Genomic DNA, 26,084 nt, shown 5'->3' on the forward strand with positions numbered 1-26,084 from the left:
GGGGCCACCACGGGCCGAACCCGCGCAGGCCCATGGCCCACGCGGTATCGCTCTGCAGTGTCCCCACACTGCCTGTCAGCGCGCTCGCCACTCTCCCAGACGTCCCCGCAAGCGGGCGGCGCACTGGCTATGCAACTGGCTGACCCGCGATTCGCTGACCCCCAGCACCTCACCGATTTCCTTGAGGTTCAGCTCTTCGTCGTAGTACAGCGCCAACACCAAACGTTCACGCTCCGGCAAATTGGCGATTGCGTCCGCCAATGCCCCCTGGAAGCGTTCATCCTCCAGGTCGCGCGACGGCTCCATGTGAGCGCTCGCGCCGTCCTCGTGCAGCCCTTCATGCTCGCCGTCCTGCAACAGGTCGTCGAAACTGAACAGGCGGCTGCCCAAGGTATCGTTCAAAATCCCGTAATAATCGTCGAGACTCAATTGGAGTTCGGCCGCAACTTCATGATCTTTAGCGTCACGACCGGTTTTTGCTTCAATTGCTCGAATTGCGTCACTGACCATGCGCGTATTGCGATGCACCGAACGGGGTGCCCAGTCACCTTTACGCACTTCATCGAGCATCGCGCCGCGAATACGGATACCCGCATACGTCTCGAAACTCGCACCCTTGGTGGCGTCGTACTTGGTCGACACCTCCAGCAGGCCGATCATGCCCGCCTGGATCAGATCCTCCACCTGCACGCTGGCCGGCAACCGGGCCAGCAAGTGGTAGGCAATGCGCTTGACCAGGGGCGCATAGCGCTCGATCAGTTCACCCTGGCTGTCACGCGCCGATTTTTTGTAGAGGTTGTAACCGCTCGATGTCATAGCACTGGCCCTGCGCTCGTCTGATGCACCAATCGCTCGACGAAAAACTCCAGATGCCCACGCGGGTTGGCGGGCAGCGGCCAGGTATCGACCTTCTGGGCAATAGCCTTGAACGCCAAGGCGCATTTCGAACGAGGGAATGCTTCGTAGACCGCGCGCTGTTTCTGCACGGCCTTGCGCACACATTCGTCGTAGGGAACTGCGCCGACGTATTGTAAGGCGACATCGAGAAAGCGATCCGTGACCTTGGTCAACTTGGCGAACAGGTTGCGCCCTTCCTGCGGGCTCTGGGCCATGTTGGCCAGGACGCGGAAGCGGTTCATGCCGTAGTCACGGTTAAGGAGTTTGATCAGGGCGTAGGCGTCGGTGATCGAGGTGGGTTCATCGCAGACCACCAGCAATACTTCCTGCGCGGCGCGCACAAAGCTGACCACGGACTCGCCGATCCCCGCAGCGGTGTCGATCACCAGCACGTCGAGGTTGTCGCCGATATCGCTGAACGCTTGAATCAGCCCGGCATGCTGCGCGGGGCTCAGGTGCACCATGCTCTGGGTGCCGGAAGCGGCCGGCACGATGCGGATCCCGCCGGGGCCTTGCAGCAGCACATCGCGCAGCTCGCACCGGCCTTCGATCACATCGGCCAGGGTGTGTTTGGGCGTCAGCCCCAGCAGAACGTCGACGTTCGCCAGTCCCAGGTCGGCGTCCAGCAGCATGACGCGACGGCCAAGCTCTGCCAGCGCCAGGGACAAATTCACTGACACGTTAGTTTTTCCGACGCCACCTTTGCCGCCGGTCACCGCGATCACCTGTACGGGATGCATGCTGCCCATTTTATTTCTTTACCTTGTCTTGCTTAGACGCAGGCTACATGGCTTGGCCGCGTGAATCGCTTGCAGACCATCAATGTAGGTACATTGCATTGTGTTCATGTTGCTCAGCCCACCCGTTTTGCCGGGCTGTGGTACAGATCAGCGAACATATCGGCCATCGCTTCCTCGCTAGGCTCGTCCTGCATTTGCACGCTGACGGCACGGCTGACCAACTGATGACGGCGCGGCAGATGCAGATCATCCGGAATCCGCGGCCCGTCGGTCAGGTAGGCGACCGGTAATGCATGACCGATAGCCAGGCTCAACACTTCGCCCAGGCTGGCGGTTTCGTCCAATTTGGTCAGGATGCAACCGGCCAGCCCACAGCGTTTGTAGCTGTGGTAGGCAGCGGTAAGAACCTGTTTCTGGCTGGTGGTTGCAAGCACCAGGTAATTTTTTGACTTGATCCCACGCCCGGCCAGGCTTTCCAGCTGCATGCGCAGCGCCGGATCGCTGGCTTGCAGGCCGGCGGTGTCGATCAGCACCACGCGTTTGCGCAGCAGCGGGTCCAGGGCGTTGGCCAGGGACTGGCCCGGGTCGACATGGGTCACCGGCACGTTAAGAATGCGCCCCAGGGTCTTGAGCTGTTCCTGGGCACCGATACGGTAGCTGTCCATGCTCACCAGCGCGATGTTATGCGCGCCGTACTTGAGCACATAACGCGCCGCCAGCTTGGCCAGGGTGGTGGTCTTGCCCATGCCGGCAGGGCCGACCATGGCGATCACGCCGCCCTCTTCCAGAGGTTCGATTTCCGGGGTGACGATCATGCGGGCCAGGTGCGCCAGCAGCATGCGCCAGGCCTGGCGTGGCTCGTCGATTTCAGTGGTCAACGCCAGCAGGTCGCGGGACAACGGGCCGGACAGGCCGATGCGTTGCAGGCGACGCCACAGGTTGGCTTGCTGCGGCTTGCTGCCTTGCAACTGGTTCCAGGCCAGGGAGCCCAGTTGCACTTCCAGCAATTCACGCAGGCCATTGAGTTCAAAACGCATCGAATCGAACATGCGCTGGTCGACGGCGGCGGCCGGGGCTGGCGCGGCGGGACGCGGCGGTTCGACAAACGTAGGTTCAACCAGCGGCTCGGCGGCGGTCAGCGGCAGGCCGGCGAACAACTGGCGATTGGTGGTGGCATCGCTGTCGCCGCGCATGCTCAGTTCGGCCTGGGCCGAGACGATGCGCGAAGCGGTCTTGCGCAACTCGTCCTCGAGCTCCATGTTGGGAACGCGTGGCGCCAGCGCCGAGGGGGTGTAGTCCAGGGCAGCCGTCAGCTCGACACCGCCGGCAATACGACGGTTACCGATAATCGCGGCGTCGGCGCCCAGCTCATCACGGACCAGTTTCATGGCCTGACGCATATCGGCGGCGAAAAAACGCTTCACTTGCATAACCCACTACCCTCAGCCGTTGGGCCCTACTGTCGCGACGATAGTCACTTGCTTGTTGTCAGGAATTTCCTGATAAGCCAACACGTGCAAATTCGGTACTGCCAGGCGTCCAAACCGCGACAACATCGCTCGGACCGGACCCGCCACCAGCAGAATCACCGGTTGGCCCTGCATTTCCTGGCGCTGTGCGGCGTCGATCAACGAACGCTGCAGTTTTTCAGCCATGCTTGGCTCCAGCAGAACGCCTTCTTCCTGGCCTTGCCCTGCCTTCTGAATACTATTGAGCAATATTTGTTCCAACCTTGGCTCCAAGGTGATAACAGGCAGCTCGGAGTCAATCCCTACAATGCTTTGCACGATTGCGCGGGACAATCCGACGCGCACCGCGGCCACCAGCGCGGCGGTATCTTGACTCTTGGCGGCGTTGTTGGCGATGGCTTCGGCAATGCTGCGGATGTCGCGCACCGGCACTTGTTCGGCCAGCAGCGCCTGCAGCACTTTGAGCAATTGCGACAGCGACAGCACGCCCGGCACCAGCTCTTCGGCGAGTTTTGGCGAGGCTTTGCCGAGCAACCCCATCAATTGCTGGACTTCCTCGTGGCCGATCAGCTCGTGAGAGTGCTTGTACAGGATCTGGTTCAGGTGCGTGGCAACCACGGTGCTGGCGTCGACCACGGTGTAGCCCAGGGATTGGGCCTGGCTGCGCTGGCTGATTTCGATCCACACCGCTTCCAGGCCGAAAGCCGGATCTTTGGCGGTAATACCGTTGAGGCTGCCGAACACCTGGCCGGGGTTGATCGCCAGTTCGCGATCGGGGTAGATCTCGGCTTCGGCCAGGATCACGCCCATCAGGGTCAGGCGGTAGGCGCTGGGCGCCAAATCGAGGTTGTCGCGAATGTGCACGGTGGGCATCAAAAAGCCCAGGTCCTGGGACAGCTTCTTGCGCACGCCCTTGATCCGCGCGAGCAATTGGCCACCCTGGTTGCGGTCCACCAATGGGATCAGGCGGTAGCCGACTTCCAGGCCGATCATGTCGATCGGGGTCACGTCATCCCAGCCCAATTCCTTGGTTTCCTGGGCGCGGGCCGGGGATGGCAGCAGTTCCTGCTGGCGAGCGATCTCTTGCTGGGCCTGGACCTTGACCATGTTCTGTTTTTTCCAGAACAGGTAAGCCGCGCCACCGGCCATGGCTGCCATGCTCAGGAACGACACGTGCGGCATGCCCGGCACCAGGCCCATGATCGCCATGATGCCCGCCGCCACGGCCAGGGCCTTGGGCGAGGCAAACATCTGCCGGCTGATCTGCTTGCCCATGTCTTCGGAGCCCGACGCACGGGTCACCATGATCGCCGCCGCTGTGGATAACAACAGTGATGGCAATTGCGCCACTAAACCGTCACCGATGGTCAGCAAGGCGTACACCTTACCGGCATCGCCGAAACTCATGCCGTGCTGGAAGATACCGACCGCCATGCCGCCGATCAGGTTGATGAACAGGATCAACAGGCCAGCGATGGCGTCACCGCGCACGAATTTACTGGCACCGTCCATGGAGCCGTAGAACTCGGCTTCCTGGGCGACTTCCAGGCGGCGCGACTTGGCCTGGTTCTGGTCGATCAGACCGGCGTTGAGGTCGGCGTCGATGGCCATCTGTTTGCCGGGCATGGCGTCGAGGGTGAAACGCGCGCTCACCTCGGAAATACGCCCGGCGCCTTTGGTCACCACCACGAAGTTGATGATCATCAGGATGGCGAACACCACGATACCGACCACGTAGTTACCGCCGATCACCACTTCACCGAAGGCCTGGATCACCTTACCGGCGGCGGCGTGGCCGTCCTGACCGTGCAGCATCACCACGCGGGTCGACGCGACGTTGAGCGCCAGGCGCAACAGGGTCGCCACCAGCAGGATGGTGGGGAACACCGCGAAATCCAGCGGACGCAGGGCGTACACGCAGACCAGCAGCACCACCACGGACAGCGCGATGTTGAAAGTGAAGAACACGTCCAGCAGAAACGGCGGCATCGGCAACATCATCATTGCCAGCATCACCAGCAACAACAACGGCACACCCAGATTGCCCCGCGACAGGTCAGTCAGGGTGCCACGGGCCGTGCTGAGCATTTGAGAGCGATCCACCACCGGTATTCCTCGTTTCCTTGAAGCAAACTTTTGACGCCAGCTGGCGACTTGCAGGCGGTATTGCAAGAAGCCTTCCAACTTTACTTTTGTGCCTGGAGAACCGCACAAACACTCGGGGGATCGGATGTTGTCATCCAAATGTAATGAGGGGGCTTGCCCCCGATTGCTGTCTGTCAGGCCTGGATCAGGTGCCTGATACACCGCCATCGGGGGCAAGCCCCCTCCCACATTTGCGCTATGTGCAGCCAGCGCTGCTGAGGACATTTATTGCAAGAATTGGGGACCGTCTCTAGGAGGCCCGCTCGCTAGTCCAACACCGAAGAACTGAAGCTCAAAGGGCGCGAACGTTTTCAGCCTGAGCACCTTTGGGCCCCTGGGTAACCTCGAACTCCACTTTTTGCCCCTCTTCAAGGGTCTTGAATCCGTCGCTCTTTATGGCCGAGTAGTGGACAAATAGATCGCCCCCCCCGCCGTCCTGAGTGATAAATCCAAAGCCCTTCTCCGCGTTAAACCACTTCACAGTACCTGTTGCCATTGCCGTTCTCCGTACACTTCAATTAAACGCAGATCAGCTTGATCTCGCACGCATAGACTCCATCAGGACGATGGATTTTCTGAAATGCCACTCTCTGGCCCTGCGAAAGCAAACGACCGCCTGAGCTGAGCAGATCGACCGCCACCACCTCACCCCACTCCTCCGGAGCGATCAAACCCTTGCCGGTCTGTGGGTCATACGCTTGAACCCAGCCTTTAAAAACCTGCATTTCCCACTCCCTGCATCTTGATGCGCAGCGAGGTTATGGAACCGCGAGAAAGCGATGCTGGCTACTGTCAAAGTTGACAGGTAGACACTGATCAGCGACGAGTGGTAACGGCCAATGGGAGGACTTATGGATGAGGAGACCTTGCGGTGAAAGCAGGCCTGCCACAGCACGACTGATTACCCGACGGCTCAGGAGTCGCGGCGCAGATCCGGCGGAATCGGCAGATCCTTGAGCGGATCAGGACGCTTGCCCTTGCCGGCGCGATACTGGCGAATCTGATAGACATACGCCAACACCTGGGCCACCGCCAGATAAAGCCCGGCGGGAATTTCCTGGTCGAGGTCGGTGGAGTAGAAAATCGAGCGCGCCAACTCCGGCGATTCCAGCAGCAGGATGTCGTTGGCCACCGCGATTTCGCGGATTTTCAGCGCGGTGAAGTCGCTGCCCTTGGCCAGCAGCATCGGCGCCCCGCCCTTCTCCGGGTCGTACTTGAGCGCCACCGCGTAGTGGGTCGGGTTGGTGATGACCACGTCGGCATCCGGCACCGAAGCCATCATCTTGCGCTGCGACATTTCGCGCTGCAGCTGACGGATGCGCTGCTTGACCTCGGGCCGACCTTCCTGGTCCTTGTGCTCGTCGCGCACCTCCTGCTTGGTCATCAGCAGTTTCTTATGGCTTTCCCACAGCTGGATCGGAGCGTCCACCGCAGCGATGAGGATCAGCCCGGCCGCCATCCACAGCGCACTCCAGCCCACCACCTGCACGCTATGGATAATCGCTGACTCCAACGGCTCATGGGCAATGCGCAGCAAGTCATCAATATCGGACGACAACACCGCCATGGCCACGAACAGAATCAATATGAACTTGGCCAAGGCCTTGAGCAGCTCGACCAGCGCCTTGGCCGAAAACATGCGCTTGAGCCCCGCCGCCGGGTTCATGCGGCTGAACTTGGGCGCCATGCTGCTGGCGGCGAACAGCCAGCCGCCAAGGGACACCGGGCCGATCAGCGCGGCCAGCAGCAACGTAATCAGAATCGGCTGTACCGCCAGGATCGCGATCTTGCCCGAGTGCAGCAGGTACTGGCCCATCGCGCCGGGGCTGAGCAGTACCTCGCGGGGCAAGGCGAAGTTGAGCTTCATCAGCTCCATCAGATCCAGGGCCAGGCCGCCGCCATAGATCAGCAGCGCACCGGAGCCGGCCATCATGGTGGCGACGGTATTGAGCTCTTTGGAGCGGGCGATTTCGCCCTTTTCCCTGGAGTCCTTTTTGCGTTTCTCCGTGGGGTCTTCTGTCTTGTCCTGACCACTCTCGCTCTCGGCCATGGCTCAGCGCGCCCGTGCCAGATCACGTAAAAACTGCAAGGCGTCGGTCGCCAGCGGTTGATACTGATTGAGAATGTCGGCCAGGCCGATCCAGAAAATCCCCATGCCCAACACCAGGGTCAATGGGAAACCGATCGAGAAGATGTTCAGTTGCGGCGCCGCACGGGTCATCACGCCAAACGCGATGTTGACCACCAGCAGCGCCGTGATCGCCGGCAATACCAGCAACAGTGACGCGCCCAGCACCCAGCCGAGGCGCCCGACGATTTCCCAGAAATGGTTCACCACCAATCCTGAGCCCACCGGCAGCGTGATGAAGCTTTCGGTCATGACTTCGAACGCCACCAAATGACCGTTCATGGCCAGGAACAGCAAGGTCACCAACATGGTCAGGAACTGCCCGATCACCGCCGCCGACACACCGTTGGTGGGGTCGACCATGGAGGCAAAGCCCATGCCCATCTGGACCGAGATGATTTGCCCGGCGATCACGAAGGCCTGGAAAAACAGGCTCAGGGAAAAGCCGAGCAAGGCGCCGATCAGGATTTGCTCGGCGATCAGCAGCAGCGCGCTCAGGTCCAGCGCATTTACCGGCGGCATCGGCGGCAGTCCGGGCACGATCACCACGGTGATCGCCACCGCGAAGTACAGGCGCACCCGCCGCGGTACCAGGGTCGTGCCGAACACCGGCATGGCCATCAACATCGCCGTCACGCGAAACAGCGGCAGGATGAACGAGGCCACCCAGGTGCTGATCTGCGTGTCGGTCAAGGCCAGCAAGGATTGCATCGGGTCAGCCGATCAACTGCGGAATACTGCCGTACAACTGCAGGATGTATTCCATGAACGACTGCACCAGCCACGGCCCGGCGACGATCAGCGTGACCAGCATCACCAGCAGGCGCGGCAGGAAGCTCAAGGTCTGTTCGTTGATCTGGGTCGCGGCCTGGAACATCGCCACCAGCAGGCCCACCAACAGGCTGGGCACCACCAGCACGGCGACCATCACGGTGGTCAGCCACAGCGCTTCACGGAACAGGTCGACGGCGACTTCTGGAGTCATAGCGCTATACCCCTCCGAAACTGCTGGCCAAGGTGCCGATAATCAACGCCCAGCCGTCCACCAGCACAAACAGCATGATCTTGAACGGCAACGAGATGATCAGCGGTGACAGCATCATCATCCCCATGGCCATCAGCACGCTCGCCACCACCAGGTCGATGATCAGGAACGGGATAAAGATCATGAAGCCGATCTGGAACGCGGTCTTCAATTCCGAGGTGACGAACGCCGGCACCAGAATGGTCAGCGGCGCCTGGTCGGGGCTGGCGATGTCGGTACGCTTGGACAGGCGCATGAACAGCTCAAGGTCGCTGGAGCGGGTCTGCGACAGCATGAAATCCTTGATCGGGCCCTGCGCCTTGTCGATGGCGTCTTGGGCGGTGATTTTCTCCGCCAGGTAAGGTTGCAGGGCTTGCGTGTTCACCTTGTCGAACACCGGCGCCATGATGAACAGCGTCAAGAACAGCGCCATGCCGGTGAGGATCTGGTTCGAAGGCGTCTGCTGCAGGCCCAACGCTTGCCGCAGGATCGAGAAGACGATGATGATCCGCGTGAAGCTGGTCATCAGCATGACAAACGCCGGGATAAAGCTCAGCGCGGTCATGATCAGCAGGATCTGCAGGCTGACCGAATACTCCTGCGCGCCGGCCGCGTTAGTGCCCAGCGTAATAGCCGGGATCGACAGCGGGTCGGCGGCGAACGCCAGCGGCGCCGCAAGCCACAGCATGAGCGTCAATAAAACGCGCATTACTTATTATCCTTCTGGTCCTTGCCCAGCAACTCCATCAGGCGCTGGGCAAATTCCGGCGTGGCGGACTGGGTCTTGTCGACATTCACAGGGGTCTTGAGCACGTGCAATGGGGTGATGCGGCCGGGTGTGATACCCAGCAGAATCTGCTCCTCGCCCACTTGCACCAGCACCAGGCGATCACGCGGGCCGAGGGCGCGGGCACCAATCATCTCGATGACCTGGCCGTTGCCCGGCCCCACGCGCTGCACGCGGCGCATCAGCCAGGCCAGCACAAAGATCAAACCCACCACCAGCAACAGGCCCAGCACCAACTGGGTCAGTTGCCCGCCCACGCTGCCCACCACCGGCGCGGCAGCGGCCTGAGCCACTGGCTCGGCCGCCCAGGCCGGCAGGGGCAGCGCGATTAACAGTCCCACCGTGAGCCGGTTCATATCAGCGCAGCTTCTTGATGCGTTCGCTCGGGCTGATCACGTCGGTCAGACGGATACCGAACTTTTCGTTGACCACTACCACTTCGCCGTGGGCGATCAGCGTGCCGTTGACCAGCACGTCCAACGGCTCGCCGGCCAGGCGATCCAGCTCGATCACCGAGCCCTGGTTGAGTTGCAGCAGGTTGCGGATGTTGATTTCGGTGCTGCCCACTTCCATGGAAATCGACACCGGAATATCGAGGATAACGTCCAGGTTCGGACCGTCGAGGGTCACCGGGTCGTTGTTCTTCGGCACGCTGCCGAATTCTTCCATCTGCAGGCGGTTGCCGGCTGGCGCGGTGGCGGCATCAGCGGCCAGCAGGGCATCGATATCGTCCTGGCCGACATCGCCGGTTTCTTCCAGGGCAGCCGCCCATTCATCAGCCAGGGCCTGGTCTTCGGCGGAAGTGTTTTCGTGTTCGGTAGCCATTACATGTCCTCGGCAAAGCAAACATTTATAAATTAGGGGTCAGCGGCGGGTGATCGGCTCAACCACTTGCAATGCCAGGTTGCCCTTGTGGGAACCGAGCTTGACCTTGAACGACGGCACGCCATTGGCGCGCATGATCATTTGTTCCGGCAGCTCCACCGGGATGATGTCACCAGGCTGCATGTGCAGGATGTCGCGCAGACGCAGCTGGCGGCGCGCCACGGTGGCGCTGAGCGGCACGTCGACGTCCAGCAGGTCTTCGCGCAGGGCCTTGACCCAGCGCTCATCCTGGTCGTCCAGGTCGGACTGGAAGCCGGCGTCGAGCATCTCGCGCACCGGCTCGATCATCGAGTACGGCATGGTCACGTGCAGGTCGCCGCCACCGCCGTCGAGTTCGATATGGAAGGTGGAGACCACGATGGCTTCGCTGGGCCCGACGATGTTGGCCATGGCCGGGTTCACTTCCGAGTTGATGTACTCGAAATTGACTTCCATGATTGCCTGCCAGGCTTCCTTCAAGTCGATGAAGGCCTGCTCCAGCACCATGCGCACCACCCGCAGCTCGGTGGGGGTGAATTCACGGCCTTCGATCTTGGCGTGACGGCCGTCACCGCCGAAGAAGTTGTCCACCAGCTTGAACACCAGTTTGGCGTCGAGGATGAACAGCGCGGTGCCGCGCAGGGGCTTGATCTTGACCAGGTTGAGGCTGGTGGGCACGTACAGCGAATGCACGTACTCGCCGAACTTCATCACCTGCACGCCACCCACCGCCACGTCCGCCGAACGGCGCAGCATGTTGAACATGCTGATGCGCGTATAACGGGCGAAACGTTCGTTGATCATTTCCAGGGTCGGCATGCGTCCACGGACGATGCGATCCTGACTGGTCAAGTCATAACTTTTGACGCTGCCGGGCTCGGCAGCCATTTCGGTCTGTACCAGACCATCGTCGACGCCATGCAACAGCGCATCGATTTCATCCTGGGACAGCAGGTCCTGCACGGCCATGTCGTGATCCTACTGCAATACGAAGTTAGTGAAGAGCGCCTGTTCGACCACTACTTTGCCGAGCTCTTTCTGGGCCACTTCCTGCACGCTGGCGGTGACCTTCTGGCGCAGCATTTCCTGGCCGACCGGGGTGGCCAGGGTGTCGAAGCTCTGGCTGGAGAACAGCATCACCAAGTTATTGCGGATCACCGGCATGTGCACCTTGAGGGCATCCAGGTCCGATTGGTTGCGCGCCAGCAAGGTGATGCTCACCTGCAGGTAACGCTGACGGCCGTTCTGATTGAAGTTGGCGACAAACGCCGGAAGCATCGGCTCGAAGATTGCCGGTTGCTTGACGTTGGTAGCGGTTTCGGCGGCGGGAGCCGGTTTGCTGGCACTGCTGTGCATGATGTACCAGGTGCCGCCCACCGACGCGCCAATGGCCAGGAGCAGGCCCACGACTATCAACAGAATAAGCTTGAGCTTACCTTTGCCCGCGGGTGGTTTTGCTGCTGCGTCTTCGCTCTTCGCCATGCCAATAATCCGTCACTATTCGGGGATTCATAGATCTACGGGAAGGCAAGAGCAAGTGTTATGCCAGAGTTGTCTGGCTGAACACAGACAAAGGAACACCACAAATCAAGTGTGGGAGGGGGCTTGCCCCCCAATAGCGGTGTATCAGCCAACCGATGTATGAACTGACACATCCTCATCGGGGGCAAGCCCCCTCCCACATTGTGATCTGGTTTCGTCAGTGGGTAATTAAGTTGGAATGCGATTCGAGTGGGAGGGGGCTTGCCCCGATGAGCATGGGTATCTACACAAGTCTTAAAGGCTGACACATAACTCTGTAGTGAGCGGGCTTGCCCCGCGCCGGGCTGCGAAGCGGCCCTATTCCAGGCGATGTGGTTTCAGCTGACACTCCGAGGTGCCTGGGTTTGGGGCCGCTTCGCAGCCCAGCGCGGGGCAAGCCCGCTCACCACATCAAAGCCAGCTCACCAGATCAAAGCCCACTCACCACATCAAAGCCAGCTCACCACAGCAAGCCCCCTCCCCCATTTTGTCCTATGCCATACCTACATCAGGCGTAGTAATCGACGGCGCTGGAGCCGATCACCGTTGAAGTCACGGGCGCCACTGCTTCGGCCACATCAATGTGGCTGCCGTTGTCACCGCTGTCGCCGCCCCGCCCGCTGCGGCTAACGCCCCCCGTCTGCGCCTGTTGTTGCTGCTGTTCCTGACCACGGGACTGGTCGGACACGTTCACATCCACCTGCCCCATGCCTTGCTGGGCGAACATTTCACGCAGGCGGCCGGACTGGCTTTCCAACGCTTCACGCACCACTGGGTGGGCGCTCATGAAGTTGACCTGGGCCTGCTGGTCGGCGGTCATGTTGACCTTGATATCCAGGCGCCCGAGTTCGGCCGGCTGCAACTGGATTTCCGCCGACTTGAGGTTGGCGCTCGACAGGTACATCACGCGGTTGACGATCTCATCGGTCCAGCCGCTCTGGTGCATGGCCAGCGGCGCATTCGCGACGGGCGGCAAAGCGTTGGCGGTTTTCGGCGTGGCGGCCTGGGTCAGGGCGGCCAGGCGGTTGGCGAAGTCATCGACACGCGTGTCGCTGCCGGCGCTCTTGAGGTCCTTGAGGCCGTCGTCGATCAAACCGCCAAAGGCCTTGTCGCCCCCTTGGTCGGTGCTGTCCTTGGTAGCCTGCTGGTCGACCAGGGTGGCCAGGCCGGCAGCGAAATTCTGCGCGGCGGTCGGTTGGTCCAGGGTCGGCGTCGACGCATTTTTGGCTGGCGCCTGGCTGCTGGCCGACACATGACCGCCCTGCTCCATGGCCAGGCGCACGGCCGGCATTGCATCCAGCGGGTCGGCCGCAGGGTCGAACGCGGGCTTGGCCTCTTCGCTCGCGGCCACCGGCACCGGCGGCGCGGCAACCAACGGCTGGACGTGATCATCCGGCGTGTCGGCGACTGGTGTCGGGGCTTCCACCGGCAACGGCACGGCGACCGGGGTGACGGCCGCGATCAGCGCCGGGTCGACCACCGGGTCGGCCGGGAGCTGCTGCACCAGGGCCGGATCAACCGGGGCATCATCGTCCGGACCGACGCTGTCGTCCGCCTTGGCCGCAGGCGGGCCGGCAGGCAAAGGATTGCCGCTATCGGCAACCGCCGGTGCCTTGGCGGCAGGCTTGTCACTCCCGGCAGCCGGCTTGGCGCTGGCATCGACGGGCTTGTCGCGGCTGGGTCTGGTGGAGTTGTCGTCGCCTTTGGACGCAGGCTTTGAACCCTGGCTGGCGAACACTTGAGCGAAGCCAGGGCCCTTGTCCCGTGGCTCCGCAGCCACCGCCGGTAGATTGGCGGCGGGCGCTTGAGGCTTGGCCGCGGGGGCAGCCTGAAGAAGCGAATTCGGGGCGACTGGCATGGTAAAGGTCTCCACTGCATGGGGATCGGGGATGCAGTATGAGGAGATAGAGCAAGAGTCGGGCCAGGTTTGGTTTCGGCTGAGTGAGGGTTGGTTGCCACCGTCACATCTGGAAGCGCTGACGCTCCGACTCGTACAGCGGCTTGACCAACGCAAACTCAAGATCGATCTGATCCACCAGTGCCTCCAGATCGCCGGCCGCCTCGGCGGATTCGGCCTCCAAGCGCTGGCACAAGTGCGCCAAGCGCACCGCTCCGAGGTTGCCGCTGCTGCCTTTGAAACTATGGGCGATACGCCCCAGCGCCTTCGCGTCGCCCCGAGACTGGCGCAATGCTTCGATGCGTTTTTGCGAATCGTCAAGAAAAGTATCGAGCAACTTGGGGTACTCGCTTTCCATGACTTCCTGCAAACCCGACAACACTACCGGGTCCAGATGAACATCAACCACTTGCTCGCTCCTTGATCAAGAATCGGCGGATTATGCCAGAGCCTCCCACGAAAACTCCACGCACACACACCGCCCGCCGTCGGACCAACGCACGTCGTGACTGAGCCGACGTACCAGGCTCAAGCCGCGACCGGACAGACGGTCGATATCCAAGGGCTGCGCCAGCACCTTGTCCACATCAAATCCCGGCCCGCTGTCCTCGATGCGCAGGGTCATCGTGCCGCCGGCGTCGGTCGGCACCACTTGCACCTGCACTCGCACGTAACCGCTGTTCAATTCGGCCAATCGTTCGTTGCGCCGGCGATAGTACTCGGCAAAGCCCTGGGCATCGCGTTTGAGCCGTGAGTCCAGGCCCAGCACGCCATGTTCCAGCGCGTTGGAGTACAACTCGGCCATCACGCTGTAGAGTGCGCCGCTCTGCGCGCGCAGGCCATGGATCTCCAGCAGCAATTGCAACAGGTAGGGCAGCGGGTTGTAGCGCTTGAGGGTCTCGGCGCGGAACTCGAAATTCACCGACCAGTCCAGCGGGCACGACTGGCCGCTGTCGGCATACAACGGCCCACTCGCACGCAACGCCGGGCCGGACTGCAAGGTGATCTCCACCATGCTCACGTCATCGCGCGCCTCCCCGCGAAATGCCGCCAGGGCCTGCTCGACATCTTCGAACAAGCGATCAGGCTCGCGGTTGGCAGCGAACACCTGCTGCAAGCGCTCGACCCCGAACAACTGGTTATTCGCGTCGGCGGTCTCCAGCACGCCGTCGGACAACAGAAACACGCGATCCTCCAACGCCATGGGCCAGACTTCAGTGCAGTCATTGAACAGCTCGGCCGACAGCACACCCAACGGCAAGTGCCGCGATGCCAGCGATGTGCGTTTGCCTGTGGCGACCTGATGCACATAGCCCTCGGGCATGCCGCCGTTCCATACCTCCACCACATGGCGATCGGTGCTCAGGCACAACAAAGTGGCGCAACAGAACATGTCCACCGGCAGGATGCGTTTGAGCTTGGCGTTCATCTCGCGCAGGATCTGCGCCAGGCCATAGCCCTTGGCGGTCATGCCGTAGAACACGTCCGCCAGGGGCATGGCCCCCACCGCCGCCGGCAAGCCGTGGCCGGTAAAATCCCCCAGCAGCACATGCATATCGCCCGACGGCGTGTAGGCCGCCAATAACAGATCGCCATTGAACAGCGCGTAAGGCGACTGCAGGTAGCGGATATTCGGCGCGGCATTGATACAACCGGAGTGGGCGACCTTGTCGAACACCGCCTTGGCCACCCGCTGCTCATGCAACAGGTGGTCATTGTGCTTGGCGATCAGATCGCGCTGCTGCAGCACCGTGGCCTGCAACCGACGCAGGCGGTCCATGGCGTTGATTTTTGCGCCCAGGATCAGCGGGTTGTAGGGCTTGGGCAGGAAGTCATCGCCACCCGCGTCCAGACACTCGGCCAGGTCGGCGCTGTCGCTCAGGGAGGTGAGGAAGATGATCGGCACCAGGGCTTCCCCCGACAGCTGCTTGATCCAGCGCGCAGCGGCGAAGCCATCCATCACCGGCATCAGCGCATCCATCAGCACCAGTTGCGGGCGCTCACGGGTAAACACTTCGACGGCTTCGCGACCATCGGCAGCGGTGAGCACCTGATGGCCCTGGCGTCGCACAATGGTCGACAGCAACAGCAGGTCGGCGGGGCTGTCGTCGGCGATCAGGATCGTGAGCGCCTCATGGGCGGGGGCCAGAGCGCTCAATTGATGTCAAACAGCCGATCGAAGTTGGCGATAGCGAGGATCTTGCGCACGTCAGGGTTGCTGTTGATCACAGTAACCTGCGATTCGTCGCCACCGGCGTGGTCGCGCAGCAGCAGGAGCATCCCCAGCGCCGAGCTGTCCATGTAAGTGGTTTCCTTGAGGTCCACGATATAGGCCTGCGGGACCTTGTAGAAACGCTCGTAGGAATCACGAAACTTCTGATGCTGGCCGAAATCGAACCGGCCTTTGATCACGATCGTCAACTTCTTCCCGTCCGGGGATACTTCTGACTCGACTGCCATGCGACTGCTTCCTTGTCGTGGGACTACACACAAGGTTTAGCAGGTGAACGGGATGTGAGCAACAGCGCACCCTGATTTAGAACTGCTCCGGACGCGGCAGACGCTGCGACAGTTCATCGAGCAGTTTCTGTTCGCGCTTGTCTTCGATCGCGCGTGCTTCGTCAATGTAACGCTGCACCAGCTTGCGCAGGCCTTCGACGCGGGCGAATGCCTGTTGCCAGCTCTCGCGGGCTTTTTCCAGGTTGTTCTGATGCCAGGCCAGGCTCTGGCGCTGCTGGCCGACTGCTGTTTCCAATTGGTTGAGAAAACCCTGATAACCCATCAGCCACTGGCCCGACACGCCTTTGGTGCCACGCTCGATCCATTGCTGCTGGTACTCGCCGCGAAAACGTTCGAGGTCGCCCAACTTGCTTTCCGCCAGGCGCACTTGGCCCTGGAAATACCCCAGGCGCTGCACGGCGGTTTTTTCGGCCTTCTCGGCCATTTCCACCACCGGGGCCAGGCGTGACGCGCGGCTGCTGGCCATGGCTTAGCCGCCTGGCGCCGGGGCGAAGATCGACTGCAGGTGCGCTTCGCTTTCGCCCATGCTGATCTTGTCGTTCAGGCCCTGGCGCAGGTAGGTCACCAACTGCGGCTGCAGGGCGATGGCCAGGTCGGTGTCGCGATCGCCGCCGGCCACGTAGGCACCGACACTGATCAGATCGCGGCTCTGTTGATAGCGCGACCACAACTGTTTGAACTGCTGCGCGCGAACCATGTGCTCGGGCGTGACCACCGCCGGCATCACCCGGCTGATGGACGCTTCGATGTCGATGGCCGGGTAATGCCCCTCCTCCGCCAGGCGCCGTGACAGCACAATGTGCCCATCGAGCACGCCACGCGCCGAGTCGGCAATCGGGTCCTGCTGGTCGTCACCTTCGGACAGCACGGTATAGAACGCAGTGATCGATCCTCCGCCGGCCTCGGCATTACCGGCCCGCTCCACCAACTTGGGCAGCTTGGCGAATACCGACGGCGGATAGCCCTTGGTCGCGGGCGGCTCGCCGATGGCCAGGGCGATTTCCCGCTGGGCCTGGGCGAAACGCGTGAGTGAGTCCATCAGCAACAGCACGTTCTTGCCCTTGTCGCGAAAATATTCGGCGATGCGCGTGCAATACATGGCGGCGCGCAGGCGCATCAGCGGCGCATCGTCGGCGGGGGACGCGACCACCACCGAGCGCTTGAGGCCCTCTTCACCCAGGCTGTGTTCAATGAACTCCTTCACTTCGCGACCACGTTCGCCGATCAGCCCGACCACGATAATGTCGGCCTCGGTAAAGCGCGTCATCATGCCCAGCAACACCGACTTACCCACGCCGGTACCGGCGAACAGGCCCAGACGCTGGCCGCGGCCGACCGTCAATAAACCGTTGATGCTGCGAATTCCCACGTCCAGCGGCACGCTGATGGGGTTGCGGTTGAGGGGATTGATGGTGGGGCCGTCCATCGGCACCCAGTCTTCGGCCTTCATCCCGCCCTTGCCGTCCAGGGCGCGGCCGGCGCCGTCGAGCACGCGACCGAGCATGCCCATGCCCATCGGCAGGCGACCGGTATCGGCCAGCGGCACCACGCGGGCGCCGGGGGCGATGCCCGCCAGGCTGCCCACGGGCATCAGGAAAATCTTGCTGCCGGAAAAGCCCATCACCTCGGCCTCGACCTGTACCGGATGATAGCTGTCGTCATTGATGACCATGCAACGGCTGCCCATGGCGGCGCGCAAGCCCTCGGCTTCGAGGGTCAGGCCGACCATGCGCAGCAGGCGACCTTCAAGGATCGGCTGGCCGGGCAACTCGGTGGCTTCGGTGTAAGCGCTCAAGCGCTTGGCGAAGCTGGTGCGATCAAGGCGCATCTGGGGTGTCCAGGTCGATGCTCAGGTCAGGTTCGGCAGGATTCAGGACCTGTTCGTGCTGCTGATCGAGCAACTTGGCCATGATCTGGCTGATACGGGTTTCCACCGTGGCATCGATACGGCTGTGCTCGGTCTCGACGCGGCAACCGCCGGGCTGCAGCGCCGCGTCCTCGACGATGCGCCAGGTTTCCTCATGGCGCTCGCGCAGGGCTTTGACCTGTTCGAAATCCTGCGGGTTGATGTACAACCGCACATTGCCGACGCCCAGGGGCAGCAGCTTGAGGGCCTCGCGCATCACGCTTTCGATCTGGCTGGAGTCCAGCGCCAGCTCACGCTGGATCACCTGGCGAGCGATGTGTTCCAACAGGCGCACCATGGCCTTTTCGAGCTGTGTGTCCTGCTCGGCGATCGGGTCGAACAGGCTGCCCATCAAGCGTTCCAGGCTGGCCAGCTTGACCGCCAGCGCCGCGTCGGCCTCCTGGCGCACCTTGAGGGTGGTGCTGCGAAAACCGTCTTTTTCACCGGCGGCAAAGCCCTCGTTGTAGGCTTCCTGGCGGATGCTTTCCAACTCTTCCAGGGTCAGTGGCTGGACTTCTTCCAGCGGCACTTCTTCCATTTCCACCGGAAGTTCTTCCACCGGTTCCGGCTCGGGCTCGGGCACGTGCGGATCGAAGCTGGGCAACGACCAGATGTCGAACCCGCCGACATCCCGCGCGCGAATCAGATCGCTGGGAGCCTCATCTTTGTTCGACATGGACAACGCCTTAGATCATTTCTTCGCCGCCCTTCCCACCGAGAACGATTTCTCCGGCTTCGGCCATACGGCGGGCAATGGTGAGGATTTCTTTTTGCGCGGTTTCCACGTCGCTGACGCGCACCGGCCCCTTGGCCTCCAGGTCGTCGCGCAACAGTTCGGAGGCACGCTTGGACATGTTCTTGAAGATCTTTTCCTTGACCCCGTCGTCGGAACCCTTGAGTGCCAACACCAGCACGTCGGAGGACACTTCGCGCAGCAACGCCTGGATGCCACGGTCGTCGACATCGGAGAGGTTGTTGAACACGAACATAAGGTCTTCGATCTGGCCGGACAGGGTGTCGTCGATCTCGCGGATCGAGTCCATCAACTGGCCTTCGACCGAGCTGTCGAGGAAGTTCATGATATCCGCCGCGCGCTTGATGCCACCCAGGGTGGTGCGCGAAGCATTGGAATTGCCCGAGAACTGCTTCTCCAGGATGGTGTTCAATTCTTTCAACGCCGCCGGCTGCACGGTATTAAGCGACGACACCCGCAGGATGATGTCCAGGCGCACTTTATGGTCGAAGTGGCCCAGCACTTCACCGGCCTGGTCGGGGTCGAGGTAAGCCACCACGATGGCCTGGATCTGCGGGTGCTCATAGCGGATCACATCGGCCACGGCGCGCGGCTCCATCCACTTGAGGCTGTCCAGGCCGCTGGTGTTGCCGCCCAGCAGGATGCGATCGATCAGGCCGTTGGCCTTGTCTTCGCCCAGGGCCGAGGTGAGCATTTTGCGAATGTAGCTGTCGGAGCCGACGCCCAGGCTGGTCTGGTCGCCGACGATCTCGACGAACTCGCTCATCACCTGTTCGACTTGCTCGCGGTGCACATTGCGCATTTGCGCCATGGCCACGCCCACCCGTTGAACCTCTTTGGGGCCCATGTGCCGCAGCACTTGGGCGGCGTCGGTTTCCCCCAGCGACAGCAGCAGGACTGCGGCTTTGTCGACCCGGGAGAGCTTGGCAACAGCGGCTCGATCACTCATCTGCGTTAATCCACTCTTTCACGACCTGGGCCACACGGCCCGGGTCTTCTGCTACCAGACTCTTGATTGCGTTCAACTGAGCGTCATAGCCTTCGCTCGGGCTCGGCAACAGGATGCTTTGCGGGCCGCCGAGGCTGACGCGGTCGTTGGCCAGTTCGCCGTCCAGGCCGCCCATGCCACCCAATTCGACATCGCTGCCGCCGGCCAGGGCCAGTTGTTTCTTGCCGTTGCCGGTGATGTTGTTCAGCACCGGACGCAGTACGCCGAACACCAGCACCAGGATGAACAACACGCCCAGCACTTGCTTGACGATGTCCCAGAACCAGGGCTGCGAGTAGAACGCAGGCTCGGCAATCACTTCGCCACGCTCGGCGGAGAACGGCATGTTGATCACGCTGACGCTGTCGCCACGGCTGGCGTCGAAACCGACGGCGTCCTGCACCAGACGGGTGAAGCGCGCCAATTCGTCGGCGCTCCACGGGGCACGGGTGACCGCACCGTCGGCCGCGTTGACCTTGACTTGGTCATCGACCACCACCGACACCGACAGGCGATTGACACGGCCCTGTTGCTGCTTGGTGTGGCTGATGGAACGGTCCAGCTCAAAGTTTTTGGTGGACTGGTTACGCTTGTCCGCCGGGTACGGCGCGAGCATCGGCTGGCCGGTCGCCGGGTCCATGATCTGTTGGCCGTTGGCGTCCAGCAGCGGTTGGCCAGGCTGGATCGCGCCGGCGGTGGCGGCGGCGCCACCGGTGGTCTGCGGAGCCGAAGCCGGCGAAGGCGGTTGGTTGCTCAGCGCGCCCGGTACGCCTTGCGGGCCATTGCTGGCGGTGCGTTGTTCGCTGGTGGACTGCTCGCTGCGCAGGGCCGGCTGGTCCGGGTTGAACTGCTCGGAGGTCGACTCGACGGCGCTGAAGTCCACGTCGGCGGAAACTTCGGCTTTATAACGGTCGTTGCCCAACACCGGTTGCAGAATGTTATGCACGCGCTGGGTCAGCATGCTTTCCACGCGGCGGCTGTAGTCGAACTGCTTGCCGGCCTGGGTCAGCGCCGAGTTCTCGGCCTGGTCGGACAGCAGGTTGCCCTTCTGGTCCACCACGGTGATCTGCGATTTGCTCAGTTCGGGAACACTGGTGGCCACCAGATTGATGATCGCCATGACCTGGCCCGGCTCCAGGGAGCGGCCGGAAAACAGCTCCACCAGCACCGACGCGCTGGGCTTGCGCTCATCGCGCACAAACACCGAGCTTTTCGGAATGGCCAAGTGCACACGGGCACCCTTGACGTTATTCAGGCTGGAGATGGTGCGTGCCAGTTCGCCTTCCAGGCCACGACGATAACGTGTGGCTTCCATAAACTGGCTGGTACCCAGGCCCTGGTCCTTGTCGAGGATCTCGAAACCGATGTTGCTGTCAGACGGCGTGACACCCGCAGCGGCCAGCTTCATGCGCGCACGGGCGACGTCGTCGGCCTTGACCAGCAGCGCGCCGGAGTTGGGCTCTACGGTGTAGGCGATGTCGGCCGCGGCCAGGGTTTCCATGATCTGCTTGGAATCCATGCCCGCCAGGCTGCCGTACAGCGGCCGGTAATCGGGCTGCTGCGACCACAACACCACAGCGAAACCAATCGCCACGCTGGCGGCCAGACCGACCAACAGGCCGACCTGACGCAACATGGTCATTTCCGAGAGGTTTTCCAGGAACGACAGGCCAAACAGCGGCGGCTTGCCGTCTGTCTTGGCGGGTACGTTGTCCACGACTGCTTCTGCCATGACTTAAATCTCGCCCTTAAACCGGCATCTGCATGATGTCTTGATAGGCCTGTACCAGCTTATTACGCACCTGGGTCAGAGCCTGGAACGAAACGCTGGCCTTTTGCGACGCGATCATCACGTCGGTGAGGTCCACGCCGCTCTTGCCGATTTCGAACGCGCTGGCCAACTGGTTAGAGGCTTGCTGGGTGTCGCTGACTTTGTTGATGGCCTGGCCGAGCATGTCGGCAAAGCTGCTTTGGCCCAGTTGCGGCGCTGGCGCGACGGATTTCGGTTGAGCCATGGCATCCATCTGCATGGAGCGCATATCCAACATCAACCGATTGAACTCAATACCCTGGCTCATGACCTTCTCTCTCCGACCCGCAAAAATTTGACACTACGCAGCAGTTACTAGGGGAGGTAGCAACAAGGGTGCCAGATCCGTGGCGACTCGTAAGAAAAGGCGACAAACCCTGTACGCCTTAGGAAATTTCAGGTGGCGAAAAGATACGCTTCCACATCCATGCCAGCGTCGCGCATCTGCGCCAGCTTGTAGCGCAGCGTGCGCGGGCTGATGCCCAGGCGCTCGGCGGCCTCTTTGCGGCGGCCGCGCTCGGCGCGCAGGGTGTCGATGATCATCTGGAATTCGCGGCGACGCAGGTCATCGCCCAAAGCGCTGACGGTTTCCACCTCGGCGACCAACGGTGCGGGGGCCAGTGTCGGCAGCGGCGCCGCGCCACTGCCCATGGCCAGGCAGAAATCCTGGGGCTGGATCAAGCCGCCCTGCTGCAGGATCAGGGCGCGCTGGATGGCGTTGTCCAGCTCTCGCACATTGCCCGGCCAGGGGTAAGCGATCAGGCACGCCTGCGCCTCGGCCGACAGCCGCGCCTGGGCGTGCTTCATTTTTTTGACGTGGTTATGCAGCAGGCGCTCGGCCAGCGGCACGATGTCCGCCGGGCGCTCGCGCAATGGGCGCCAGGCCAGGGGAAATACCGACAGGCGGTAGAACAAATCTTCACGGAAACGCCCCGCCGCGACTTCGCCGGCCAGGTCGCGGTTGGTGGTGGCAATCACGCGGATATCCAGCTGGATCGGCTTGCGCGCACCGACGCGCTCCACTTCGCGCTCCTGCAGCACCCGCAACAACTTGGCCTGCAGACCCAGGGGCATTTCTGAAATTTCATCGAGCAAAAGCGTGCCGCCGTCGGCCTGTTCGAACTTGCCCGCTTGCGCGGCGATGGCGCCGGTGAACGAACCTTTTTCGTGACCGAACAGCGTGGCTTCCAGCATGTTATCGGGGATCGCCGCGCAGTTGATGGCGATAAACGGCTGACTGGCGCGGGTCGATTGCTGATGGATGTAACGCGCCAGCACTTCTTTACCGGTGCCCGACTCGCCGGATATCAACACCGTGGAATCACTGCGCGCCACGCGGGCCGCCAACTCCAGCAACTGGGCACTGGCCGGCTCGATGGCGATCGGCCCCTCCCCTTCGCTCGCTGCGATCACGCCCAGGGCGTGACGCGCCACCAGCTCGATCAATGCCTTGGGCTCGAACGGCTTGACCAGATAATCCGCCGCGCCCTGGCGCATGGCATCCACCGCGCGCTCCACGGCGCCATGGGCAGTCATCAACAGCACCGGCAGTTGCGGCTGACGGGCGCGCAACAGGGCCAGTAACTGGTGACCGTCCATGCCGGGCATGTTGACGTCGCTGACCACCAGGCTGAACGCCTCCCGGGCCACTGCCTCCAAGGCCTCTTCGGCCGAACCGACCGCCCGGTAGTCATGGCCCGCCAGCAGCAGCGTGTCAGCCAATGCTTCACGCAGGGCGCGGTCGTCTTCGACCAATAGAACCTTGATAGCCATCGTTCGTTACTCCGTGCCGGCCGCGCCTGAAAACAGCGGCAAGCTCATCAATGCACAGGTGCCGCGCCCCAGTCGGGAACGCAGTTGCAAGTGTCCCTGATGCGCGCGTGCCACAGCCTTGACCACGGTCAGGCCCAGGCCGGTTCCGTTGGTCTTGGTGGTAAAAAAGGGTTCTCCCAGGCGCCGCAGCACCTCAGGGTCGATGCCGCTGCCGCTGTCGCTGATGCACAGGCGCAGCGTGTCTTCGCGACGGTACAGGTGCACCTTGAGCCGCGCGCCGGACGCGCTGGCCTGGGTGGCGTTTTCGATCAGGTTGAGCAGCGCACCTACCAGCGTGTCGCGATTGCACAGCAGCTCGCCCTGGTGGCTGTCGCACTGCCAGCGCACCTGCGCGTCCTGAATGTGGGGGGCGGCCGCAGCCTGCAGCGCGTGCATCAGTTCGGCCGGCGTGATGCGGTCGGTCAGCGGCAATTCTCCGCGAGCAAACACCAGCATGTCGCGAACCTGATGCTCCAGCTCATGCAGGCGCTCCTTGAGGCGCCCGGCAAAACGCTGGTGGGTGGCGGCCGGCAATTGCTCGTCAGTCAAATGACTGGCGTAGATCAATGCCGCCGACAATGGCGTGCGGATCTGGTGCGCCAAAGAAGCGACCATGCGCCCCAGGGACGACAATCGCTCATGGCGTGCCAACTGGTCCTGCAGGTGACGGGTTTCAGTCAGGTCGTTAAGCAGCACCAATTGGCCAGGTTCGGCGTCCAGGGAACGGGTGGAAATCGACAGGCGCCGCCCGTCCTTGAGGGACACTTCATGGCCGTCATCCTCACGCGGGGCGAAGCAACGGGTGATGACGTGACGCCACAGCTCGCCTTCCAGCGGCAGGCCCAACAGGTCGCAGGCGGCCGGATTGGCTTCGCGTACGCGGCCCTGATCGTCGATCACGATCACGCCGCCAGGGAGCAAATCGAGCAGGTTTTGCAGACGGTTGGCCAAGCGCTCTTTCTCAGCCAGTTCCTGCATGCGCTGGGCACTGACTACCGCCAGCTCGCCTTTGAGCTCGCAAACGCGCGCTTCAAGCAGGCTGTAGGAGTCGCTCAGTTGGCTGGACATCTGGCTGAACTGCGAGAACGCCTGTTCAAGACCCTGCCGGGCAAGCGGCTCTGCGGATGGAACAAGCCCCTGGATGGCAGGGGCTGAGGCTAATTGGGCGGCGTGGGGCATGATGCTCTCTCGCTTGGCTGACCGTCAGTTAAACGGAACGTTGCGAGGGCTGTAGCAATACCCGTGCCTAAAAAAATAGGCTTAGTTTTCAGTCAGTTGAAAAACAGGCGTCAATCATCCGCCTGTTCGTCTCCTTCCCGTCGGCTCATGCCGTACTTGCGCATCTTCTCCACCAGGGTGGTGCGACGGATGCGCAGGCGTTCGGCGGCACGGGCGACGATGCCACCGGCATCATCCAGGGCCTGCTGGATCAGGCCTTGTTCCAGGTTGCCGAGGTAGTCCTTCAGGTCCAGGCCTTCCGGCGGCAGCATGGCGGTGGAACCGAAGTCCGGGGTGTGGCCGTTGATGGCGACCCGTTCTTCCATGTCACTGCGCAGGCTGTCGACCAGCTGCTCGTCTTCGTCGTCGACGTAGCGGAATTTCTTCGGCAGCTCGACCACGCCGATCACACCGTAGGGATGCATGATCGCCATGCGCTCTACCAGGTTGGCCAGTTCTCGCACGTTGCCCGGCCAGCCATGACGGCACAGGGACATGATCGCGGCGGAGTTGAAGCGAATCGAGCCACGCTTTTCATGTTCCATCCGCGAGATGAGTTCATTCATCAGCAGCGGGATGTCTTCCACGCGCTCACGCAGCGGGGCCATCTCGATGGGGAATACATTGAGGCGGTAGTACAAGTCCTCACGAAAGCTGCCGATCTCGATCATGCTTTCGAGGTTCTTGTGGGTCGCGGCGATGATGCGCACGTCCACGCTCTGGGTCTTGTTGCTGCCGACGCGCTCGAACGTGCGCTCCTGCAAGACGCGCAGCAGCTTGACCTGCATAGGCAGCGGCATGTCGCCGATTTCGTCGAGGAACAGAGTGCCGCCGTTGGCCAGTTCGAACCGTCCGGCACGGCTGGTGATCGCCCCGGTGAAGGCACCCTTCTCGTGGCCGAACAGTTCGCTCTCCAGCAGCTCTGCCGGGATCGCCCCGCAGTTGACCGGCACGAAAGGCCCGTCGCGGCGCTTGGAGTGGTAATGCAGGTTGCGCGCGACCACTTCCTTGCCGGTGCCCGATTCGCCGAGGATCAGCACGCTGGCGTCGGTGTCGGCCACTTGCTGCATCATCTGGCGTACATGCTGGATGGCACGGCTGGTGCCGACCAGGCTGCGGAACAGGTTGGGTTCGCGGTGACGACCGCGCTCGCGGGCCTGGTCGTACATCTCGCGATAGACCTGGGCACGGTGCAGGGAGTCGAGTAATTTGCTGTAGCTGGGCGGCATTTCCAGGGTGGACAGCACACGGCGGCGCTGGTCTTCCGGCAGGTCCGCCGAAGAATTTTCACCCATCAGCAACACGGGAAGGAACTCATCCCAGGTCGACAGTGTCTTTAACAAGCCCAAAATAGCGCCAGGAGCGTTTACGGTCCCGATCAGCACACAAATGACTTCACGGCTCGACGACAACGAGCTGACCGCCTGCTGCCAGTCGTGGCTGCCGCAGGGCAGATTTTCTTCGCCGAGAAAATTCAAAATCACCGCTAAATCGCGGCGGCGGACGCTATCGTCATCAATCAGCAGAATTTTGGTTTCACGCCACATGCAATAGCAACTTCCCTAGTAAAACTTCCTGCCCCAGTGTAGGGACAATCGAGACGG

The 26,084-nt window shown here is 62.1% G+C and carries 27 protein-coding genes; all 27 read right to left on the bottom strand.

What is annotated here, in order from left to right:
* Positions 1–75 precede the first annotated feature (75 nt).
* Complete coding sequence (gene fliA / locus QRN10_RS05050) at positions 76–816, bottom strand: RNA polymerase sigma factor FliA (RefSeq protein ID WP_181075814.1); 741 nt, start codon at positions 814–816, stop codon at positions 76–78.
* Positions 813–1,646: a flagellar synthesis regulator FleN gene (fleN, locus tag QRN10_RS05055; protein WP_003192912.1), complete on the bottom strand. Its 834-nt coding sequence runs from the start codon at positions 1,644–1,646 to the stop codon at positions 813–815. Before fleN ends, fliA begins: the two co-directional genes overlap by 4 nt.
* Before the next feature lie 104 nt (positions 1,647–1,750).
* The gene (flhF, locus tag QRN10_RS05060) at positions 1,751–3,067 is read right to left on the bottom strand and encodes a flagellar biosynthesis GTPase FlhF (protein ID WP_181075816.1); all 1,317 of its coding nucleotides are present in this window, start codon (positions 3,065–3,067) and stop codon (positions 1,751–1,753) included.
* 12 nt (positions 3,068–3,079) lie between these two features.
* Positions 3,080–5,194, bottom strand: a complete 2,115-nt coding sequence (flhA, locus tag QRN10_RS05065) for a flagellar biosynthesis protein FlhA (RefSeq protein WP_502941371.1) — start codon at positions 5,192–5,194, stop codon at positions 3,080–3,082.
* Positions 5,195–5,543: 349 nt separating this feature from the next.
* Positions 5,544–5,747 carry a cold-shock protein gene (locus QRN10_RS05070; protein ID WP_285427947.1) on the bottom strand — a complete coding sequence of 68 codons (204 nt, stop codon included), beginning with the start codon at positions 5,745–5,747 and terminating at the stop codon, positions 5,544–5,546.
* A 22-nt stretch (positions 5,748–5,769) separates the two neighbouring features.
* Positions 5,770–5,976: a S1 domain-containing protein gene (locus QRN10_RS05075; RefSeq protein WP_181075821.1), complete on the bottom strand. Its 207-nt coding sequence runs from the start codon at positions 5,974–5,976 to the stop codon at positions 5,770–5,772.
* A gap of 188 nt (positions 5,977–6,164) precedes the next feature.
* Positions 6,165–7,301: a flagellar biosynthesis protein FlhB gene (gene flhB / locus QRN10_RS05080; RefSeq protein WP_181075823.1), complete on the bottom strand. Its 1,137-nt coding sequence runs from the start codon at positions 7,299–7,301 to the stop codon at positions 6,165–6,167.
* A gap of 3 nt (positions 7,302–7,304) precedes the next feature.
* Positions 7,305–8,090: a flagellar biosynthetic protein FliR gene (gene fliR, locus QRN10_RS05085; protein ID WP_181075825.1), complete on the bottom strand. Its 786-nt coding sequence runs from the start codon at positions 8,088–8,090 to the stop codon at positions 7,305–7,307.
* 4 nt (positions 8,091–8,094) lie between these two features.
* A complete protein-coding gene (gene fliQ, locus QRN10_RS05090) occupies positions 8,095–8,364 on the bottom strand; it encodes a flagellar biosynthesis protein FliQ (protein ID WP_034099472.1) in 270 nt (89 codons plus the stop codon).
* Between the two features lie 4 nt (positions 8,365–8,368).
* Positions 8,369–9,112, bottom strand: a complete 744-nt coding sequence (gene fliP / locus QRN10_RS05095) for a flagellar type III secretion system pore protein FliP (RefSeq protein WP_253508748.1) — start codon at positions 9,110–9,112, stop codon at positions 8,369–8,371.
* Entirely contained in the window at positions 9,112–9,546 is a 435-nt protein-coding gene (gene fliO, locus QRN10_RS05100) for a flagellar biosynthetic protein FliO (protein ID WP_181075829.1), read from the bottom strand. The genes fliP and fliO overlap by 1 nt, the downstream gene beginning before the upstream one ends.
* Position 9,547: 1 nt before the next feature.
* Complete coding sequence (gene fliN / locus QRN10_RS05105; protein WP_181075831.1) at positions 9,548–10,015, bottom strand: flagellar motor switch protein FliN; 468 nt, start codon at positions 10,013–10,015, stop codon at positions 9,548–9,550.
* A 39-nt stretch (positions 10,016–10,054) separates the two neighbouring features.
* Positions 10,055–11,023, bottom strand: coding sequence for a flagellar motor switch protein FliM (gene fliM, locus QRN10_RS05110; protein WP_181075833.1), 969 nt, complete (start codon positions 11,021–11,023; stop codon positions 10,055–10,057).
* Between the two features lie 9 nt (positions 11,024–11,032).
* On the bottom strand, positions 11,033–11,536 hold the full coding sequence (gene fliL / locus QRN10_RS05115) for a flagellar basal body-associated protein FliL (protein ID WP_181075835.1): 504 nt from the start codon (positions 11,534–11,536) through the stop codon (positions 11,033–11,035).
* Between the two features lie 547 nt (positions 11,537–12,083).
* A complete protein-coding gene (locus QRN10_RS05120; protein WP_285427949.1) occupies positions 12,084–13,433 on the bottom strand; it encodes a flagellar hook-length control protein FliK in 1,350 nt (449 codons plus the stop codon).
* Positions 13,434–13,536: 103 nt separating this feature from the next.
* Positions 13,537–13,881 (bottom strand): Hpt domain-containing protein, encoded by a 345-nt coding sequence (locus QRN10_RS05125; RefSeq protein WP_181075839.1) that lies wholly within the window; start codon positions 13,879–13,881, stop codon positions 13,537–13,539.
* A 30-nt stretch (positions 13,882–13,911) separates the two neighbouring features.
* On the bottom strand, positions 13,912–15,630 hold the full coding sequence (locus QRN10_RS05130; protein WP_285427950.1) for an ATP-binding SpoIIE family protein phosphatase: 1,719 nt from the start codon (positions 15,628–15,630) through the stop codon (positions 13,912–13,914).
* Entirely contained in the window at positions 15,627–15,932 is a 306-nt protein-coding gene (locus QRN10_RS05135; RefSeq protein WP_181075843.1) for an STAS domain-containing protein, read from the bottom strand. Before QRN10_RS05135 ends, QRN10_RS05130 begins: the two co-directional genes overlap by 4 nt.
* Before the next feature lie 76 nt (positions 15,933–16,008).
* Positions 16,009–16,458: a flagellar export protein FliJ gene (gene fliJ / locus QRN10_RS05140; protein ID WP_181075845.1), complete on the bottom strand. Its 450-nt coding sequence runs from the start codon at positions 16,456–16,458 to the stop codon at positions 16,009–16,011.
* A gap of 3 nt (positions 16,459–16,461) precedes the next feature.
* Positions 16,462–17,820, bottom strand: coding sequence for a flagellar protein export ATPase FliI (fliI, locus tag QRN10_RS05145; RefSeq protein WP_181075847.1), 1,359 nt, complete (start codon positions 17,818–17,820; stop codon positions 16,462–16,464).
* Complete coding sequence (gene fliH, locus QRN10_RS05150) at positions 17,810–18,574, bottom strand: flagellar assembly protein FliH (protein ID WP_285427956.1); 765 nt, start codon at positions 18,572–18,574, stop codon at positions 17,810–17,812. The genes fliI and fliH overlap by 11 nt, the downstream gene beginning before the upstream one ends.
* 10 nt (positions 18,575–18,584) lie before the next feature.
* Positions 18,585–19,601 (bottom strand): flagellar motor switch protein FliG, encoded by a 1,017-nt coding sequence (gene fliG / locus QRN10_RS05155; protein WP_181075851.1) that lies wholly within the window; start codon positions 19,599–19,601, stop codon positions 18,585–18,587.
* Complete coding sequence (fliF, locus tag QRN10_RS05160) at positions 19,594–21,372, bottom strand: flagellar basal-body MS-ring/collar protein FliF (protein WP_181075853.1); 1,779 nt, start codon at positions 21,370–21,372, stop codon at positions 19,594–19,596. The genes fliG and fliF overlap by 8 nt, the downstream gene beginning before the upstream one ends.
* Before the next feature lie 16 nt (positions 21,373–21,388).
* Complete coding sequence (fliE, locus tag QRN10_RS05165) at positions 21,389–21,718, bottom strand: flagellar hook-basal body complex protein FliE (protein ID WP_181075854.1); 330 nt, start codon at positions 21,716–21,718, stop codon at positions 21,389–21,391.
* A gap of 128 nt (positions 21,719–21,846) precedes the next feature.
* On the bottom strand, positions 21,847–23,223 hold the full coding sequence (locus QRN10_RS05170; protein ID WP_266246284.1) for a sigma-54-dependent transcriptional regulator: 1,377 nt from the start codon (positions 23,221–23,223) through the stop codon (positions 21,847–21,849).
* A gap of 6 nt (positions 23,224–23,229) precedes the next feature.
* The gene (locus QRN10_RS05175; protein WP_181075858.1) at positions 23,230–24,441 is read right to left on the bottom strand and encodes a sensor histidine kinase; all 1,212 of its coding nucleotides are present in this window, start codon (positions 24,439–24,441) and stop codon (positions 23,230–23,232) included.
* Between the two features lie 110 nt (positions 24,442–24,551).
* Entirely contained in the window at positions 24,552–26,027 is a 1,476-nt protein-coding gene (locus QRN10_RS05180) for a sigma-54 dependent transcriptional regulator (RefSeq protein ID WP_181075861.1), read from the bottom strand.
* Between the last annotated feature and the right edge of the window lie 57 nt (positions 26,028–26,084).

It is taken from the genome of Pseudomonas sp. lyk4-R2A-8 (assembly GCF_030209095.1).
In the GTDB taxonomy this organism is placed as follows: Bacteria; Pseudomonadota; Gammaproteobacteria; order Pseudomonadales; family Pseudomonadaceae; genus Aquipseudomonas; species Aquipseudomonas quebecensis.